This window comes from Streptomyces sp. NPDC020996 (assembly GCF_040641355.1).
In the GTDB taxonomy this organism is placed as follows: Bacteria; Actinomycetota; Actinomycetes; order Streptomycetales; family Streptomycetaceae; genus Streptomyces.
This window is the reverse complement of the sequence record NZ_JBFADM010000041.1, coordinates 62,788-80,224: the sequence shown is the minus strand read 5'-3', so window position 1 is coordinate 80,224 and position 17,437 is coordinate 62,788. Positions and strand designations below refer to the sequence as shown.

The 17,437-nt window shown below is 72.6% G+C and carries 12 protein-coding genes and 1 tRNA gene; 4 read left to right on the top strand and 9 right to left on the bottom strand.

Annotated elements, in window-relative coordinates:
- Positions 1-140: 140 nt before the first annotated feature.
- The 6 genes from nudC to AB0G63_RS25655 all read right to left on the bottom strand — a co-directional run bounded on the left by nudC (position 141) and on the right by AB0G63_RS25655 (position 8,795).
- Complete coding sequence (nudC, locus tag AB0G63_RS25680; RefSeq protein WP_360754438.1) at positions 141-1,085, bottom strand: NAD(+) diphosphatase; 945 nt, start codon at positions 1,083-1,085, stop codon at positions 141-143.
- A gap of 156 nt (positions 1,086-1,241) precedes the next feature.
- Positions 1,242-2,654: a dipeptidase gene (locus AB0G63_RS25675; RefSeq protein ID WP_360754436.1), complete on the bottom strand. Its 1,413-nt coding sequence runs from the start codon at positions 2,652-2,654 to the stop codon at positions 1,242-1,244.
- A gap of 10 nt (positions 2,655-2,664) precedes the next feature.
- Entirely contained in the window at positions 2,665-4,635 is a 1,971-nt protein-coding gene (locus AB0G63_RS25670) for a 3'-5' exonuclease (RefSeq protein WP_360754434.1), read from the bottom strand.
- 125 nt (positions 4,636-4,760) lie between these two features.
- The gene (locus AB0G63_RS25665) at positions 4,761-5,597 is read right to left on the bottom strand and encodes an aldo/keto reductase (RefSeq protein WP_360754431.1); all 837 of its coding nucleotides are present in this window, start codon (positions 5,595-5,597) and stop codon (positions 4,761-4,763) included.
- A 105-nt stretch (positions 5,598-5,702) separates the two neighbouring features.
- Positions 5,703-7,529: a long-chain fatty acid--CoA ligase gene (locus tag AB0G63_RS25660; RefSeq protein WP_360754428.1), complete on the bottom strand. Its 1,827-nt coding sequence runs from the start codon at positions 7,527-7,529 to the stop codon at positions 5,703-5,705.
- Positions 7,530-7,931: 402 nt separating this feature from the next.
- A complete protein-coding gene (locus AB0G63_RS25655; protein WP_360754426.1) occupies positions 7,932-8,795 on the bottom strand; it encodes a LysR substrate-binding domain-containing protein in 864 nt (287 codons plus the stop codon).
- A gap of 179 nt (positions 8,796-8,974) precedes the next feature.
- Between AB0G63_RS25655 and AB0G63_RS25650 the strand changes: the two genes are divergently transcribed.
- Complete coding sequence (locus AB0G63_RS25650) at positions 8,975-9,988, top strand: bile acid:sodium symporter family protein (protein ID WP_360754464.1); 1,014 nt, start codon at positions 8,975-8,977, stop codon at positions 9,986-9,988.
- A 158-nt stretch (positions 9,989-10,146) separates the two neighbouring features.
- Here the strand turns inward: AB0G63_RS25650 and fdhD are convergent, their stop codons facing one another.
- Positions 10,147-11,004, bottom strand: coding sequence for a formate dehydrogenase accessory sulfurtransferase FdhD (gene fdhD / locus AB0G63_RS25645; protein ID WP_360754423.1), 858 nt, complete (start codon positions 11,002-11,004; stop codon positions 10,147-10,149).
- Positions 11,005-11,276: 272 nt separating this feature from the next.
- Between fdhD and AB0G63_RS25640 the strand changes: the two genes are divergently transcribed.
- The 3 genes from AB0G63_RS25640 to AB0G63_RS25630 all read left to right on the top strand — a co-directional run bounded on the left by AB0G63_RS25640 (position 11,277) and on the right by AB0G63_RS25630 (position 13,237).
- Positions 11,277-12,215: a beta-ketoacyl-ACP synthase III gene (locus AB0G63_RS25640; protein ID WP_360754420.1), complete on the top strand. Its 939-nt coding sequence runs from the start codon at positions 11,277-11,279 to the stop codon at positions 12,213-12,215.
- Between the two features lie 126 nt (positions 12,216-12,341).
- A complete protein-coding gene (locus tag AB0G63_RS25635) occupies positions 12,342-13,019 on the top strand; it encodes a GntR family transcriptional regulator (protein ID WP_360754418.1) in 678 nt (225 codons plus the stop codon).
- 133 nt (positions 13,020-13,152) lie between these two features.
- Positions 13,153-13,237, top strand: a tRNA-Leu gene (locus AB0G63_RS25630).
- Positions 13,238-13,822: 585 nt separating this feature from the next.
- Here the strand turns inward: AB0G63_RS25630 and AB0G63_RS25625 are convergent.
- Positions 13,823-14,377 (bottom strand): hypothetical protein, encoded by a 555-nt coding sequence (locus tag AB0G63_RS25625; protein WP_360754415.1) that lies wholly within the window; start codon positions 14,375-14,377, stop codon positions 13,823-13,825.
- A 217-nt stretch (positions 14,378-14,594) separates the two neighbouring features.
- The gene (locus AB0G63_RS25620; protein ID WP_360754413.1) at positions 14,595-16,739 is read right to left on the bottom strand and encodes a M48 family metalloprotease; all 2,145 of its coding nucleotides are present in this window, start codon (positions 16,737-16,739) and stop codon (positions 14,595-14,597) included.
- Positions 16,740-17,437 lie beyond the last annotated feature (698 nt).

The following is a 17,437-nucleotide window of genomic DNA, read 5'->3' as shown; positions in this document are numbered from 1 at the left end:
GGGGCGCGGGGCGGGTCCGGGGGCGCCGGGGGGGGCGCGCGCCCCCCCTTCTCGTCGCCGTGGGCTGCCGCGTGACGCGGCTCCCCTCAGTCGACGTCGACGTCGGAACCGACGCCGACGTCGGATGTCGTCGGATGCCGTCAGACGAAGCCCCGCGTCGGCAGCGGCTTGCCGTACCAGAGCTCGATCAGGCGGGCCGCGATGGAGATGCCGTACGGCGGGAGGACCTCGCCGGACTCGAACGCCGCGTGGAGTTCCTCGCGGGAGAACCAGCGGGCCTCGTGGATCTCGTCGCCGTCGACGTTGACCTCGGTCGAGGTCGCGCGGGCCATGAAGCCGAGCATGAGGCTGGAGGGGAAGGGCCAGGGCTGGCTGGCCACGTACTCGACCGGGCCGACGGCGATGCCGGCCTCCTCGAACACCTCGCGGCGCACCGCCTGCTCGATGGACTCCCCGGGTTCGACGAAGCCGGCGAGGGTCGAGAAGCGTCCCTCGGGCCAGTGGACCTGGCGGCCGAGGAGGATGCGGTCCTCGTCGTCGGTGACGGCCATGATCACCGCCGGGTCGGTGCGCGGGTAGTGCTCGCCGCCGCAGGCCGGGCAGCGGCGGATGTGGCCGGCCGCGGCGATGACCGTGCGCTCGCCGCAGCGGGAGCAGAAGCGGTGCGTGCGCTGCCAGTTCTCGAGGCCGACCGCGTGCACCATCAGCCCGGCGTCCCGCGGCGACAGCAGCAGTCCGGCCTCACGCAGGCCCGCCGGCCGGGCCGACTGGTCGATGCGTCCGGGCAGCGAGTCCTTCTGGAGGGCGAAGTAGCTGACGCCGTCGGCGTCGGTGCCCAGGAAGTAGCGGTGCGCCTCGGTGAGGGGGGCCTCGAAGGAGGGGGTCATGACGAGTTCGGTCCGGCCGTCCGGCGTCTCGTCGATCAGGACCTGGCCGCCGGAGACGACGAAGCAGCGCGTCGAGGGGTGGCTCCACGCCGCGGCCAGCCAGGCCTCGTCGAGCCGGTGGTGGGCGGCCCGGTCGATGCCGCTGGGGGCGGTGAGCGAGATGGGTCGGTCGGCGGTGTGGTCGGTCCAGGTGGTCACGGGTGCTTGCAACTCCCCCGATGGAACGGATTTTTTCGGCGGGCGGTTCGGCGGGATGTGGGGCAGGAGGCGCCCTGGTCCCGGGGGACCGGGCGGTGCGGAGCGGCTCTTCCAGTGTGCCTCGCGGGGGTTGCCGCTCCGGGCGGCGCGGGACGCTCAGGGCGCACGGCGCCCGCTGTCGGCGAGGTCGTCCCACAGGTAGGCGGCTGTCTCGACTCCCTTGAGGAGGAGGTCGAGCTCCACCTTCTCGTTCGGCGCGTGCCAGCCGTCGGAGGGGACGGAGATGCCCAGGAAGAGCACGGGCGCGCCGAGCGTCTCCTGGAGGTCGGCGGCCGGTCCGGAGCCACCCTCGCGGGTGAAGCGGACGGGCGTTTCGAAGGCGCGGGCCATCGCGCGGACGAGGGACTGCAGGACGGGGTGGTCCAGCGGCGTCAGGCACGGGCGGGTGGCGGCAGAGAACGTGATCTCGTGCCGGATCCCGTCGGGGATCTGCTCGGCGGCCCAGACGCGGACGGCCTTCTCGATGTGGTCGGGTTCCTGGCCCGCGACGATGCGGAAGGACAGTTTCACCATCGCGGAGGACGGGATGATCGTCTTGCTGCCGGGTCCCTGGTAGCCGCCGCCGATGCCGTTGACCTCGGCGGTGGGGCGGGCCCAGATGCGTTCCAGGGTTGTGTGTCCGGCCTCGCCGTGCGTGGCGTACGACTTGGCCGTGCGCAGCCACCGCTGTTCGTCGAAGGGCAGTTCGGCGAAGAGTTCGCGTTCGCGGTCGGTGAGCTCGACGACGTCGTCGTAGAAACCGGGGATCGCCACGCGTGCGTGCTCGTCGTGCAGCGCGGCGACCAGGCGGGCCGCGGCGGTGGCCGGGTTGGGGACGGCGCCGCCGAAGGAGCCGGAGTGGATGTCCTGGTCGGGGCCGTACAGGCGGATCTCGCACTCGGCGAGGCCGCGCATGCCGGTGCACACCGTGGGGGTGTCCTCTGACCACATGCCGGTGTCGGAGACGATCACGGCGTCGGCGGTGAGCCGGTCCGCGTGCCGCTCGAGCAGGGCGCGGAAGTGCGGGGAGCCTGACTCCTCCTCGCCCTCGATCAGCAGCTTGAGGTTGACGGCCGGGGCGGTGCGGCCGGTGGCGGCGAGGTGGGCGCGGACACCGAGTGTGTGGAAGAACACCTGGCCCTTGTCGTCGGCCGCCCCGCGCGCGTAGAGGCGGTTGCCGCGGACGACGGGTTCGAAGGGCTCGCTGTCCCAGCCGTCCTCGCGGGCGGCGGGCTGCACGTCGTGGTGGCCGTAGACCAGGACGGTGGGCGCCCCGGGGTCGGCGGAGGGCCACTCGGCGAAGACGGCCGGAGCGCCCGGTGTCTCCCAGACCTCCGTGGTCGGGAAGCCGGTCCGCGCGAGTGCGGCGGCCAGCCAGTCGGCGCTGCGCCGCACGTCGGACGCGTGGCCGGGCTGGGCCGACACGGAGGGGATGCGCAGCCACTCCACGAGGTGGTCGAGGAAGGCGGCGCGGTGCTGCTCGATGTACGAACGGACGGCGCTGACGGCACTGTCAACGGGCTGGCTCATGGTCACGAGCCTATCGGCCCGCGGGGACATCCTCGTTGGGCGGTTCCTCACAGTTTGCTGGCGCGGTGGGCCCCTCCAGCAGCAGCCGCTCCAGCGCGGCCCGGCCGGGCAGGCCGTCCGGTCGTACGACCTCACCGCTGCGGATGTACACGAAAGCGGCGTCGACGGTCTCCGGGGGGACGCCTCGCTGCTCGGCCCAGGCGAGCCGGTACAGGGCGAGTTGGAGCGGGTCGGCGGTGGGGGCGCGGTTGGTCTTCCAGTCGACGATCTCGTACGTCGGCCGGTCGCCGCCGTCGTTCTTGTAGACGGCGTCGATACGGCCCCGGATCACGCGGCCGGCGATGACGATCTGGAAGGGCGCCTCGACGCGGTAGGGGGTGCGGTGGGCGTACTCGGTGCGCTCGAAGGCGGCCTTGAGGGACTCCAGATCGCGTTCGTCGGCGATCTCCGCGTCGCTGCCGGGCAGGTCCTCCGGCTCCAGCATGGGCAGGGTCAGCTCCTCGAAGCGGGCCTCGACCCAGGCGTGGAATCGGGTGCCGCGGCGTGCGGCGGGTTGCGGGGGGCGCGGCATGGGGCGCGCGAGTTCCTGCGCGAAACCGTCCGGATCGGCGGCCAGGCGCAGCACCTGGGACGCGGTGAGCGACGCCGGCAGCGGCACCTCCGTGACGGCGTCGCGGGCACGCAGGAGTTCTCCGGTGAGGGCGTCGAGGTCGCGGTCCCAGGAGGCCATGGTGCGGGCCTCCTCGGGGGTGAGGCGGGTGTGCGCGCGGGCGGGTCCGCGGGTGGGCTGCTCCCGCTCCGGGTGCGCCGTTTCGGCGCTCCTGGCTTGCCTGTCGTCCGGCGCCGCCGCCTGGTGCGGGACGGTCGGGCGGTCGGTGGACCAGGCGTCCCAGTCGGCCGGGTCCTCCTCGAACCGCGGCTCCTCCTGGTAAGGGGGCTCCTCCGGGTACGGCGGCTCGTCGTCCTCCGGCGGTGGGGGCCACTCGGGGTCGTGGTGGCTGTCCGGGTCGTGGGTGGCGGACGGATGGGCCGATCCGTGGGAGGCGAGGTCGTCCAGGTGGGCGAGGACCGTCTCGGCGGCCGCCCGGCGCCGGGCGAGGGCCGCCTCGTCCAGGGGCAGCGGCCACACCTGGTCGGCGCTCGCCCGGTGCAGGGCCGGGTTCTCCTCGTCCTCCGCGGGCTCGTCCGCCCACGCCTCGATCTCGCCGTGGCCGGCCGCGCAGTGGTCGTGGAGGGCCCGCAGGAAGTCGGACGGCCCGCGCGGCTTCTTCTGGCTGGGGCCCCACCAGTGGCCCGAGCCGAGGAGCAGGGAGCGGGGACGGGTGAAGGTGACGTAGCCGAGGCGCAGTTCCTCGGTCAGCTGGTGCTCCTTCATGGCCTCGTGGAAGGCCTTCAGGCCGCGCGCGTCCCATGCCTCGACGTCGGGCAGGGTGTCGGCGTCGCCGCGCAGTTCGTGGGGCAGCACCTTGCCCTGCGCGGTCCACTTCTCGCGGCCCTGGGTGCTCGGGAAGGTGCCCTTGACCAGGCCGGGCACGGCGACGACGTCCCATTCCAGGCCCTTGGACTTGTGGGCGGTGAGCACCTTCACGGTGTTCTCTCCGCCGGGCAGGGCGTTGTCGAGTCCCTTCTCGTACTGGGCGGCGGTGCGCAGGAAGGCCAGGAAGGCCAGCAGGGTGGCGTCGCCGTCGCCCGCGGCGAAGGAGGCGGCGATGTCGAGGAAGTTCGACAGGGTCTCGCGGCGGCGGGCGGCCAGGGCGTGCGGGGACGCCGACAGTTCCACCTCCAGGCCGGTCACGGCGAGGACGCGGTGCAGGACGTCCATCAGCGGGTCGGCCAGGGAGCGGCGCAGGTCGCGCAGTTCGGCGGCCAGGCGGGCGAACCGCACGCGCGCTTCCGGCGAGAACGGCAGCCCGTCGTCCTCGCGCCCGGCGTCGAGCGGCATCTCCAGGAAGGTGTCGAGGGCGTCCGCGAGCGAGATCACCTCGGACGGGTCGACCCCCTCGACGGCCTCGGCGAGCCTGCGGTCCCGGTCGGCGTCGTGGGGCCCCCCCCCGCGGGGGGCCCGCCCGCCGGGGCGGGGGGGGGCGGCCTCCGACTGCCCTCAGATCAGGCCACGTCGAACGTCGACGGGTCCGGGCCCAGGCGCCGGTCCTCGTTCAGCGCGCTGATCGCGGCCAGGTCCTCGGTGTCCAGGCTGAAGTCGAACACCTCGATGTTCTCCTTGATCCGGGACGGCGTCACGGACTTCGGGATCACGATGTTGCCGAGCTGGAGGTGCCAGCGCAGCACGACCTGGGCCGGGGTCCGCCCGTGCTTCTGGGCGATGGCGACGATCGCCGGGACCTCCAGCAGGCCCTTGCCGGAACCGAGCGGCGACCAGGCCTCGGTGGCGATGCCCTGCTCCGCGTGGAACTCGCGGGCCGCGTGCTGCTGCAGGTGCGGGTGCAGCTCGATCTGGTCGACGGCCGGGATCACCGACGTCTCGGCCATCAGCCGCCGCAGGTGCTCCGGCTCGAAGTTGGAGACGCCGATGGCCCGCACGCGGCCGTCGGCGTGCAGCTTCTCGAACGCCTTGTAGGTGTCGACGTACTTGTCCCGGGCCGGAGTCGGCCAGTGGATGAGGTACAGGTCGACGTAGTCCAGGCCGAGCTTCGCCAGCGACACGTCGAAGGCGCGCAGCGTGGCGTCGTACCCCTGGTCGGAGTTCCAGAGCTTGGTGGTGACGAAGACGTCCTCGCGGGGCAGGCCGGAGGCGGCGATCGCCCGGCCCGTGCCCTCTTCGTTGCCGTAGATCGCCGCTGTGTCGATGCTGCGGTACCCGGCCTCCAACGCGGTGGCGACAGCCCGCTCCGCCTCGTCGTCCGGCACCTGCCAGACGCCGAAGCCCAGCTGGGGCATCTCGACGCCGTTGTTGAGGGTGATCGGGGGGACCTTGCTGCTCACGAGCTCTTGATCCTTACGGTCGCGTGTCAGGTGGTACTCCCCATGGTCAACGATCACCGGCCGTGATGCATTCCTGACACCGCAATCCGCCCACCGGACCCGCCCCTACACCCGGTACAGCGCCTCGACCTCGCTCGCGTACGCCTTCTCGATGGCCTTCCGCTTCAGTTTGAGCGACGGGGTCAGCAGGCCGTGCTCCTCGGTGAACGGCTGCGCCAGTATGCGGAAGGTGCGGATCGACTCCGCCTGCGAGACAAGGGTGTTGGCGGCGACCACCGCCCGCCGCACCTCCGTCTCCAGGTCGGGGTCGCGCACCAGCTGGGCCGGCGTCATCCGCGGCTTGCCGCGCATGGCGAGCCAGTGCTCGACGGCCTCCTGGTCGAGGGTGACCAGGGCGGCGATGTACGGGCGGTCGTTGCCGACGACGATGCACTGGCTGACCAGCGGATGGTCGCGGACGCGCTCCTCCAGCACGCCGGGCGGGACGCTCTTGCCGCCGGAGGTGACCAGGATCTCCTTCTTGCGGCCGGTGATGGTGAGGTAGCCGTCGCCGTCGAGGGAGCCCAGGTCGCCGGTGGCCAGCCAGCCGTCGTGCAACGTCTCGTCGGTGGCCTTCTGGTTGTTGAGGTAGCCCTGGAAGACGTTGGGGCCGCGCAGCCAGATCTCGCCGTCGTCGGCGATGTGCACGGTGACGCCCGGGATCGGCTGCCCGACCGTGCCGTACCGAGTGCGCTCGGGCGGGTTGGCGGTCGCGGCGGCCGTCGTCTCGGTCAGCCCGTACCCCTCGTAGATCTGCACGCCCGCGCCCGCGAAGAACAGGCCCAGCCTGCGGTCCATCGCCGAGCCGCCCGACATGGCGTTGCGGATCCGGCCGCCCATCGCGGCCCGCACCTTGGAGTAGACGAGCTTGTCGAAGAGCTGGTGCTGCATGCGCAGACCGGCCGTCGGTCCGGGCCCGATCCCCCACGCCTTGGCCTCCACCGCGTCCGCGTACTTCACGGCTACGTCGACGGCCTTCTCGAAGGCCCCGGCCTTGCCCTCCTTCTCGGCCTTGCGGCGGGCGGAGTTGAAGACCTTCTCGAAGATGTACGGCACCGCGAGGACGAACGTCGGCCGGAACGCGGCCAGGTCGGGCAGCAGGGCCGCGGCGTGCAGCTGGGGCTGGTGGCCGAACCGGACCCCGCCCCGGACCGCGGCGACCTGCACCATCCGCCCGAAGACGTGCGCCAGCGGCAGGAACAGCAGGGTGGACGCCTCGTCGCCCTTCTTCGAGTGGAACACCGGCTCCCAGCGCTCGATGGCCGTGTCCGCCTCGTACATGAGGTTGCCGTGCGTGATCACGCAGCCCTTCGGGCGGCCCGTGGTGCCCGAGGTGTAGATGATCGTCGCGATCGAGTCCGGCGTCACCGCCTGCCGGTGGCGGTGCACCACGTCGTCCTCGAGATGGGCCCCGGCGTCGTACAGCTCCCGCACCGCCCCGGCGTCCAGCTGCCACAGCCGGCGCAGCCGCGGCAGCCGGTCGATGACGGTGGCGATCGTCATCGCGTGGTCCTCGTGCTCCACGATCGCGGCCGTGCACTCGGCGTCGTACAGCATCCAGAAGCACTGCTCGGCCGAGGAAGTCGGGTAGACCGGCACCACCTGGGCGCCGATCGTCCACAGCGCGAAGTCGAAGAGCGTCCACTCGTAGCGGGTGCGGGACATGATCGCGACCCGGTCGCCGAACCGGATGCCCTGGGCGAGCAGCCCCTTGGCGAGGGCCAGCACCTCGTCCCGGAACTCCGCCGAGGTCACGTCCCGCCACACCCCGCTGCCGTCCTTGCGGCCCATGGCGATGTGCAGCGGATCGTCCTGGGCACGCCGGAAGACGACGTCGGCCAGTCCGCCCACCGGCGGTGGCAACGCCAACGGAGGGTTGGTGAACTCGCGCAAACCCCGCTCCCCGGTCCTGGTGACGCTCCGCACGGCGCCGTGAAAGCTACCCCACCCCGGGGCGGGGCGGGAGGGGGCCAGAACCCGAGAAACGCTCAGATATGTGCTGGTCAGTGCCGGAAAATGCGCGCACATGCGGAAGGGTCGGACAGGGAACTGACCATTCAGTAAGTTTCGGGACCGTAATCTCCACCGAATCTGTACGACCCGATCACGCGCCCGCGCGTCCACCCCGCCCGCGTCGCCCGCGTCGTCCGCGTCGTCCGCGTCGCCCGCGTCGCCCGCGCGCGGCCGTCTCCTCTGTCTGCGCCGCCGGGCCCGGTTCCGTCACACCGGCACCATCCGCCCCGGCCGGCCCGTCTTGGACAATGCGTCCGTCGCCGCTCCGCCGCGACGGTGGCCCTACCTGCGGTGCAGCCGGTCGCCGGCCGCCAGGACGGCCGACGCCAGGGCCTCGGCCGCGCCGCGGGCGGCGGCGCGGCGCCGGTCGTGCAGGAGGACGAAGTCGACCTGGCCGAGCTCCGGCAGTCCCGCCCGGTCCGGCACCCGCACCAGGCCCGGCGGGATCAGCCGCCGGGAGTGCGCCATCACCCCGAGGCCCGCGCGGGCGGCCGCGATCAGTCCGTTGAGACTGGTGCTGGTGCACGCCACGCGCCACGGGCGCCCCTGCCGCTCCAGGGCCTGAAGGGCGAGGGCGCGGGTGATGCCCGGCGGCGGGAACACGATCAGCGGCACCGGACGGTCCGCGTCCAGGCGCAGCCGCTCCGCGCCGATCCACACCAGCTCGTCGTGCCACACCAGTTCACCGCGCGGGTCCTCCGGCAGCCGCTTGGCCAGCACCAGATCCAGCTTTCCGGCGGCCAGTTGCTCGTGCAGGATGCCGGACAGCCCCACCGTGAGCTCCAGGTCGACCTCCGGGTGGTCGTGCCGGAAGGCCTCCAGGATCTCCGACAGCCCGGTCAGCACGAAGTCCTCGGAGGTGCCGAAGCGCAGCCGGCCGCGCAGCCGGTTACCCGTGAAGAACGCCGCCGCCTGCTCGTGCACCTCCAGGATCCGGCGCGCGAACCCGAGCATGGCCTCGCCGTCCTCCGTCAGCTCCACGGAGTGCGTGTCCCGGCTGAACAGCTGCCGCCCGGCGCTGTCCTCCAGCCGCCGCACGTGCTGGCTGACGGTCGACTGGCGCACCCCGAGCCGCCGCGCGGCCTGCGTGAAGCTCAGGGTCTGCGCCACCGCCAGGAAGGTGCGCAGGTGGGAGGTGTCGTACACGCCGAACACGATAGCCGGTCATCATGACACGACATCACAGTCAGAGCGGTATGACGGATTCCCGATCACCCGCCCGAGGGGGACCATGGAGAGGGGCAGGGCGGGGATCACCGCCCCCCGCGCCGTCGGAACAGACCAGCAAGTGGAGCACCGTGAAACACCTGCAATGGCCGCGTTGGATGCCGATCGACCCGTACATCCTGCTGCTGATCGGGACCGTGGGCCTCGCGGCCCTCTTCCCGGCGCGCGGGACCGCCGGGGACGTCGCCTCCGGTGCCTCCACCGCCGCGATCGCCTTCCTGTTCTTCCTCTACGGCGCCCGGCTGTCCACCCGGGAGGCACTGGACGGGCTGAGGCACTGGCGGCTGCACGTCACCGTCCTCGCCTGCACCTTCGTCGTCTTCCCGCTGCTCGGCCTGGCCGCCCGCGGTCTCGTCCCGGTGCTCCTGACCCGCCCGCTCTACGAAGGCCTGCTGTTCCTCACCCTCGTCCCGTCGACGATCCAGTCGTCGATCGCCTTCACCTCCATCGCCCGCGGCAACGTCCCCGCCGCGATCTGCGCGGGCTCCTTCTCCTCCCTGGTGGGCATCGTCGTCACCCCGCTGCTGGCGGCGGCCCTGCTCGGCAACAGCGGCGGCGGGTTCTCCGCAGACTCCCTCGTCAAGATCGTGCTGCAACTGCTGGTGCCGTTCCTCGCCGGGCAACTGCTGCGCCCCTGGATCGGGGGTTTCGTCGCCCGCCACCGGAAGGTCCTCGGGCTGGTCGACCGCGGCTCGATCCTGCTCGTCGTCTACACCGCCTTCAGCGAGGGCATGGTCCAGGGCATCTGGCACCAGGTAAGCCCGGCCACGCTCGGCGGCCTGCTGGCGGTCGAGGCGGTCCTGCTCGCGGTGATGCTGGCCCTGACCTGGTACGGCGCCAAGGCCCTGCGCTTCGGCCGCGGGGACCGGATCGCCATCCAGTTCGCCGGCTCCAAGAAGTCCCTGGCCTCCGGACTGCCGATGGCCAGCGTCCTGTTCGGCGCCCACGCCTCGCTGGCGGTGCTGCCGCTGATGCTCTTCCACCAGATGCAGCTCATGGTCTGCGCGGTGATCGCCAAGCGCCGCTCCCACGACCCCGTCGAGGACGTCACCGCGACGGAGTCGGGCCCAGCGTCACGAACCGCGGCCGGTACCGCCCCACGTCCGCGTTGACGCTCGCCGCGACGCCCCGCGTCTCCGTCCGGTTGGCCCCCGACGCGTGCGCTGATCGACGCCGGTCCTCCGAGCCGGCCAGCCCACTCCGGCCGGCGGCAAGGGCCCACCAGCGCCCACTGTGCCGACGCGCCGGCCGCGAGGGAGCCGCAGGGGGCTCAGGCGCCCACGGAGGGGACCGAGCCGTCGAAGGCGCCCAGGCGGTCCTCGCCCGCGTACACGTTCATGGAGTTGCCCCGCAGGAAGCCGACCAGGGTCAGGCCGGTTTCCGTGGCCAGGTCGACGGCGAGGGAGGACGGCGCGGAGACCGCCGCGAGCACCGGGATGCCGGCCATCACGGCCTTCTGCGCCAGTTCGAAGGAGGCGCGGCCCGACACCAGCAGGATCGCCCGGGCCAGCGGCAGGTCCCCGTTCTGCAGGGCGCGGCCGACGAGTTTGTCGACGGCGTTGTGCCGGCCCACGTCCTCCCGTACGTCGAGCAGTTCGCCGTCCTCGGCGAACAGGGCGGCCGCGTGCAGCCCCCCGGTCCGGTCGAAGACCCGCTGGGCCGCGCGCAGCCGGTCCGGGAGGCTCGCGAGCAGTTCGGGCTCGAGCCGGACCGGGGGAGTGTCCGCGATCGGCCAGCGGGTGGTGGTCCGCACCGCGTCGAGGCTGGCCTTGCCGCACAGGCCGCAGGAGGACGTGGTGTACACGTTCCGTTCGAGGGTGAGGTCGGGAATCGTCACGCCGGGCGCGGTCTGCACGTCCACCACGTTGTAGGTGTTGTGCCCGTCCGCCGTGGCGCCCGCGCAGTACACGATGTTCCGCAGGTCCTGCCGCTCGGCGAGCACGCCCTCGCTGACGAGGAAGCCGACGGCCAGGGCGAAGTCGTCGCCCGGGGTGCGCATGGTGATCGCGAGGGGCCTGCCGTTCAGCCGGATCTCCAGCGGTTCCTCGGCGACCAGCGTGTCCGGGCGCGTGGAGACGGCCCCGTCGCGGATGCGGATCACCTTGCGTCGTTCCGTGACTCGTCCCATGTCGTGTCTCAGTCCCGGTTCTGTACGTGCTGGTAGCCGGAGCGGCCCTTGATGCGGTAACTCATTCGATGCAGAGACTCATTGTCCTGCACATGGAGTGTGGCCGCGGCCCGCCTCGCGATCGGCGCGGCCGACTGCTCGGTCGTCCGAGGGCCTGACGGAAGCCGACAACCCGGGCGGCCGAATCCTGTCGCCTCGGCTGCCGCCGTACCCACGGGTCACTGATCAGACTGAGGGCTCCCGTTACCCAGGCAACGAGGGGGACCCACCCGATGAACGGCTCGCGCATCACCGCCGTCGGCCACTACCAACCCGCCAAGGTGCTCACCAACGAGGACCTGGCGGCCCTGGTCGACACCAGCGACGAGTGGATCAGGACCCGGGTGGGCATCCGCACGCGTCACATCGCCGGACCCGACGAACCCGTCGACGAGCTGGCCGCCCACGCCGCCGCGAAGGCGCTCGCGGCGGCGGGGCTCGCCCCCGGCGACATCGACCTGGTCGTGGTCGCCACCTCCACCGCGGTCGACCGCTCGCCCAACACCGCCGCTCGGGTCGCCGCCCGGCTCGGCATGTCCTCGCCCGCCGCGATGGACCTCAACGTCGTGTGCGCCGGATTCACCCACGCCCTGGCCACCGCCGATCACGCGGTCCGCGCCGGCGCCTCGGTCCGCGCCCTGGTCGTCGGGGCCGACAAGATGTCCGACGTCACCGACTGGAGTGACCGCACGACCTGCGTGCTCGTCGGCGACGGGGCGGGGGCCGCGGTGGTGGAGGCGTCGCAGGAGCCCGGCATCGGGCCCGTGCTGTGGGGCTCGGTGCCCGAGATGGGGCACGCCGTGCGCATCGAGGGGCAGCCGGCGCGGTTCGCGCAGGAGGGACAGAGCGTCTACCGCTGGGCCACCACCCGGCTGCCCCCGATCGCGCGCGGGGCCTGCGAACGGGCCGGGCTCGCCCCCGAGGACCTCGCCGCGGTCGTCCTGCACCAGGCGAACCTGCGCATCATCGAACCCCTCGCCGAGAAGATCGGCGCCGTCAACGCGGTCGTCGCGCGCGATGTCACCGACTCCGGCAACACCTCGGCCGCGAGCATCCCGCTCGCCCTGTCCAAGCTGGTCGAACGCGGCGCGATCGGCACCGGGGACCCGGTCCTGCTGTTCGGCTTCGGCGGCAACCTGTCGTACGCGGGCCAGGTCGTGCGCTGCCCCTGACGGCCCCGGCGGCGGGCCGTCCGCCCCCGCTCCGCCCATGTGTGCGCCGTAGGCTGTGGACGAAAGACAGTCCGTACCGGCTTTCCGGCTGCCGTTGTCCCGCGCTGCCAGGAGGGGGACCGCCCGATGCCGCCGACAGGGCTGCCGCATGGAGCGGTGCCCGGGCTGGAACGGCCCGGCCCGCTGCGCGACCGCGTCTACGAGGCACTGCTCGAACTCATCGCCACTCGCGCCCTCCAGCCCGGCCGGCACCTGGTCGAGAGCGAACTCGCCGGCCGTCTCGGTATCTCGCGTCAGCCCGTGCGCGAGGCGCTGCAGCGCCTGAACACCGAGGGCTGGGTCGATCTGCGGCCCGCCCAGGGCGCGTTCGTGCACGAGCCGACGGAGCGGGAGGCCGACCAACTGCTCACCGTCCGTACGTTGTTGGAGGCCGAGGCGGCCCGGCTCGCCGCCGCGGACGCGGACGGCGACGGCGTCGCCGTGCTGGAGGAGCTGTGCGCCGAGGGCGAGCAGGCCGTCGCCGCCGACGACGTCGAAGCGGCCGTCCGCCTGAACGCCCGGTTCCACGCCAAGATCATGGAGCTGGCCGGCAACGCGGTCCTCGCCGACCTGGCGGCGCAGGTCGACCGCCGGGCGCGCTGGTACTACACGCCCGTGGCCCGGCAGCGCGGCCGGCAGTCCTGGGCCGAGCACCGCGAACTGACCGCCGCCATCGCCGGCCGGGACGAACAGCGCGCCGCGGCGCTCATGCGCGAACACACCGAGCACACGCGACGGTCGTACCACGCACACGCACAGTCCTGACCGCGGCCGGCTCTCCCCGGACCGGCGCGGGCGTGGATCCCCGGGAAAACGCAGGTGAAAGGCACCCCGAAAGCTTGGTATTGTTGTCCTCGTCGCCGCGGGGGGAAGACCCCGGCCGGGCGGCAGACACCTGGTCCGGGTGGCGGAATGGCAGACGCGCTAGCTTGAGGTGCTAGTGCCCTTTATCGGGCGTGGGGGTTCAAGTCCCCCCTCGGACACACAGTAGACAGTTGCCCCACGGGCCCTGTTCTTGGACAGGGGACATCGGCACCCGCTTCCGGCTCCCGGCCGGGGCGGGTGTTCGTCGTTTCTGTCGCCTGTGGCCTGGCCTCTCCGTTCGCCGGCGTTTCGGTGAGGCTTGCGTTGGTCAGCTGGTGGTGATCCTTCTGCTCGGGGTGTGTCCGTGGTCAGGGCCCTCGCCGCGGGGGCGTAGGCCAGGGGTGATCTCCTCGGAGCCCAGGTGGGTGATTGCCTGGGCCGGTGTGGGCGGCCGCATTGCGTCCCTGCTCACGGCAGCCCGGCCGGGACGATCCGTGCGGCCGGTGAGGCGCAGGTGCAGGCGGGCAGATGCCGCAGGACATGGTCTTCGCGGACGTAAGCGCTGGGGATGCGGCCGGGGTCCGGGCGGGTGACGCCGGTGTGGCCGTGGCGGCACCGTTGGCCGGGACGGTCGTGGCTCCAGTGGGGTGGGACTGAGCCTGTGCGGGCCGTCGGGGCGCGGGAGCGCGCCGTCGGTCTGCACGGGCATGAGCACGTGCTGTGCCTCGCAGGCGACCGCACCGCCGCAACCGGTCCTGTGCCGCTCAGGGGATTCGAGACGCGGCGGTACGGGCCAGGGCCAGTGTGCGGGGGCGGTCGGGTGCCGTGGGGCTGCCCGCGTCGCTGAGTACGATCAGGGTTCTTCTCACGACCGCCAGGACCAGGGTCTCTTGGACGGTGAACGTCCTGGTGGTCGCGGTGACCGTGGCATGCCAGGACACGTCCCCGATCCCTGCCGAGCCATGCGGCACCACACGCTCCATGCCGGTGGTGCCGTCGCTCCAGCCGATGGAGAACCCGGCGCAGTCGGACAGTTCGTCCACCGCCTGCTCCAGGTCCTGACGTGCCCCGGTCCCCGGCAGTCGGCGCAGTACCTGCTGGAGGAACGGTCCGCTCTGGCTTTGGGCAAAGGTGACCCTCGCCTCGACTGCGCCGGGGCGGGTGCTGCGAGAGGACTCCAGTCCATTGAGCGCGGCGACGCATCCGGGATGATCGGAGTGCGTCGGGGGCTCGTTCCGCAGCACTGTCTTCACATAGCCGGCCGGTAACTGGGCTGTGGTGAGCAGGGCTGCGGACAGCGGCGCGGTCCGGGGGGACACCGCGGTGGGTTGGGCTGGGGACGAGGGTGCCTGCGTCGGCTCCATGGTGTCCGACCGGTGGTGTCCACTGCTGCAACAAGTCAGGACCGTACCTGCCAGCAGTGCCATCACAACCGGTAGCGTGGTGGGCGGTCGTCGGCCGGTAGCGGACGTCGCAGCGGTTCTCGGGCTCATGTATGCCTCCTCGAACGGCGGGCGAATCGTCGAGCGCGGCCGGTCAGCGGCCGTAGCGGAAGTACAGGTCGCAGCGCAGGACTGAGGCGACCAGCGCGTGGGTGTCTACGGGCCCCGTCGGGTCGCCCAGGAGGACGGCGGAGGCGGCCCGCAGCACCGTATCGTCGAGACCGCCGAGCAACTCGGCTGTGTCGGCGCGCTGTCGGGGGTCGGTCCAGACGGCGGTCCCGCTCAGGGACAGTGCACGGCAAACAAGGCCGATGTCCGCCCGCATGGCTTCCGTCTGCTCCGTTTTGGGCGGCAGCGGGGGGAGTTGATCCAAGGGGACGGTCCGGTCACCGCCGCCGGAGGTCGGCGTAACGGGCCTGTTCGTCGGGGCGGTGGACGCCGCCGAGGCGCCGGAGAGGCGTACGGCCGGTGTGTTTACCGGCCCGGCCCCGAGTGCCGCCCATCCGGTTCCGGCCGAGACCAGGGCCGCAGTGGCGGCCAGCAGGGCCAGGGGCCGTAGCGGCCCGGCGCCGCGCGCCCCTGGACGCCTCGGCCCGAGGGCGGCGGCCACCGGTAGGAGCGCGCCGGCGACGGTCGTCACGACCCCCGTCACCCACCAGGGTGTGTCGATCACGGCCCATCTGATGTCCGGGGCGGCGCGGGCCGCCGTCAGCCGGGCGACCAGGAACCAACTGCCCAGCGGCACCGCCAGCAGGAGTCCGGACAGCCCGACGACCGCAGCGCAGACGGATGCGGAACGAGGACCGTCGACCGTGGCCCCCAGGGCTCTGGCGAGGGACGTCGTCCACAGGGCGAAGAGCGCCCCGCCCGCCACGAGCACCGCCCCCAGGGCAAGGGCCTGCCCGTGCGGCACATCTGCCAGGGACAGCGTCGTCGCCAGTCCGTCTGCCGTGCCGGTGTCCCGTGCCCAGTCACCGGCCGCCCGCTCGGAGAGCTGGCTGCCCAGGAACACACCGAGACCGAGTGCGGCCCCGGCCGGTGCCGCGCGCCGGCCGGACGCGTCCCGGTGTCCCACGGCAACGGCCCGCCACCAGGCCACGGTCACCACCCCGGCCACGACCAAGCCGGTCAGTAAACCACCGACCAGGTAGGCGAGTTGGGTGTGGTCGGGCATCAGGGCGGCCACCAGCAGGGTGAGATCGGTGAAGATCAGCCCTGCGGCGAGCCCGGTGGTGAGGCATTCCGGGGACGACACACCCCAGGACCGCGCCGGATCGGCGAGCACCGCCAGGCGGATCACGGGCGTGGCATGCGTGGCGAGGCCCAGGAGCCGCACGAGGCGCTCAACGGGGCGTGGCGAGAGGGCCGAGCCGATGTGGGCGGCGGTGGCGTCCCGGGGTGCGTGGGGATCCGCTGCCGCAGCGAGGTCGGCGTCGTGCTCCCGCACGCGCAGTACGGCGCAGAGGGTGAGCACCACGACGGCCAGAATGATCGCCATTCTCACCAGCAGGCCGGTACCCAGCAGTCCGGGGTCGCGGGCCAGCGCGACCACCATCGGCAGGGTGACGCCGAGCAGCAGGAGCCAGCAGGCCGCGACGGCCAGCCCCACCCGGCCCACGTCCCGCAGCCGCAGGTGGGCCAGTTCATGACGGAAGATGGCGTCGATGTGCCGGTCGGGCAGGTTGAAGAGGTGGGAGTCGGCCACGATCCGGGGCCGGCGGACAGTACCTGAGGCACGGGCCCGGATCCCGATACGCCCGCCGCGCACCCACAGCTCCGGCCGGGTCTCTGCTCCTTCGGGCACCAGGGCGGCCAGGCGCTGGGCGAGCGGTGATGAGTGGTCGGGTGCGGCCTGCCACCGCCACAGGCTCAGTCGGCATCCGACAGCCCGCCAGACCACGGCGAGCGCGAGCAGGGCAAGCGGCCCGCTCACCACTACCGCTGACTGCGCCAGCCGTACGTCGTTGACGCAGCCGGCGAACCGGGCGAGGACCTCCTCCGGCGCGGCGTCGGTCTTGGGCAGGCAGGCAAGTTGGGCGTTGGGCCAGTTGCTTCGGCCCAGGACCAGCCACCACCAGGTGGCGAAGGAGGCTCCGGCGCCGGCCACCAGAACCAGCATGGCCAGGCGGGTGGTGGTCGGCAGCGGCAGCGGGCTGGACACCAGTGCGCGGGCGACATCAGGCCGCTGTGAGGCGGTGGTGAGGGAGGGTGGGCCGAGGGGGTTTGGCGCGGCGCTCACGACGGCGAGGGGTTCGTGGGCGTCGACGCGTCGCTTCCCTCCGGCCGGAGTCCCGCACTTGTACTGTCCCCCCGCCCGGCGGGTGCTGCGCGCGGGTCCGGATCGCCATGGTGCCCGCGCTCCGGACCCGTTGGCTGTGGCGGTGGTGCTGGTGCTGCTGGTGCTGGTGCTGGTGCTGGTGCTGGTGTCTGCGTCGGCTCCGGCCGGGTGCCGGGTGCCGCGCTGTTCGGTGCTTCCGGTGCGTCGTCACCCCGAGGTCCCGAGTCCCCGCCTACCACGGCTACGACCACGACTTGGGCGCATGCTTCGGCCTGGGACGCGGACAGACCGGCGGCACGGCCCACGGCCATGGCCCAGTGCGCGAGTTCCTGGCGTGTCACTCCGGACAGCTCCGGGACAGTTGAGGTCAGCGCTGCTCGTCTGCCCTCGGCGTCGGCCCCGCGCCGGCGTCGCCACCATCGCTTCAGCCAGGTACCGCCCGCCTGGATACGCCCGGAGGCGAGATCCGAGAGCACCTGCGAGACCACAGCCACCAGAACCGGCAGTAACACCGCCGACTCGAAGCCGATGCCGAGCGGGTCCCGGGCCGGCCGGTGCAGGCGCTGCGGAGGATGGGGCCTGGCTATGTACGCCCGGCAGGTCTCGTCCAGCTTCTCCAGTTCGGCCGGAGCGACGCGGCGGACCACGTCGCGCAGGAC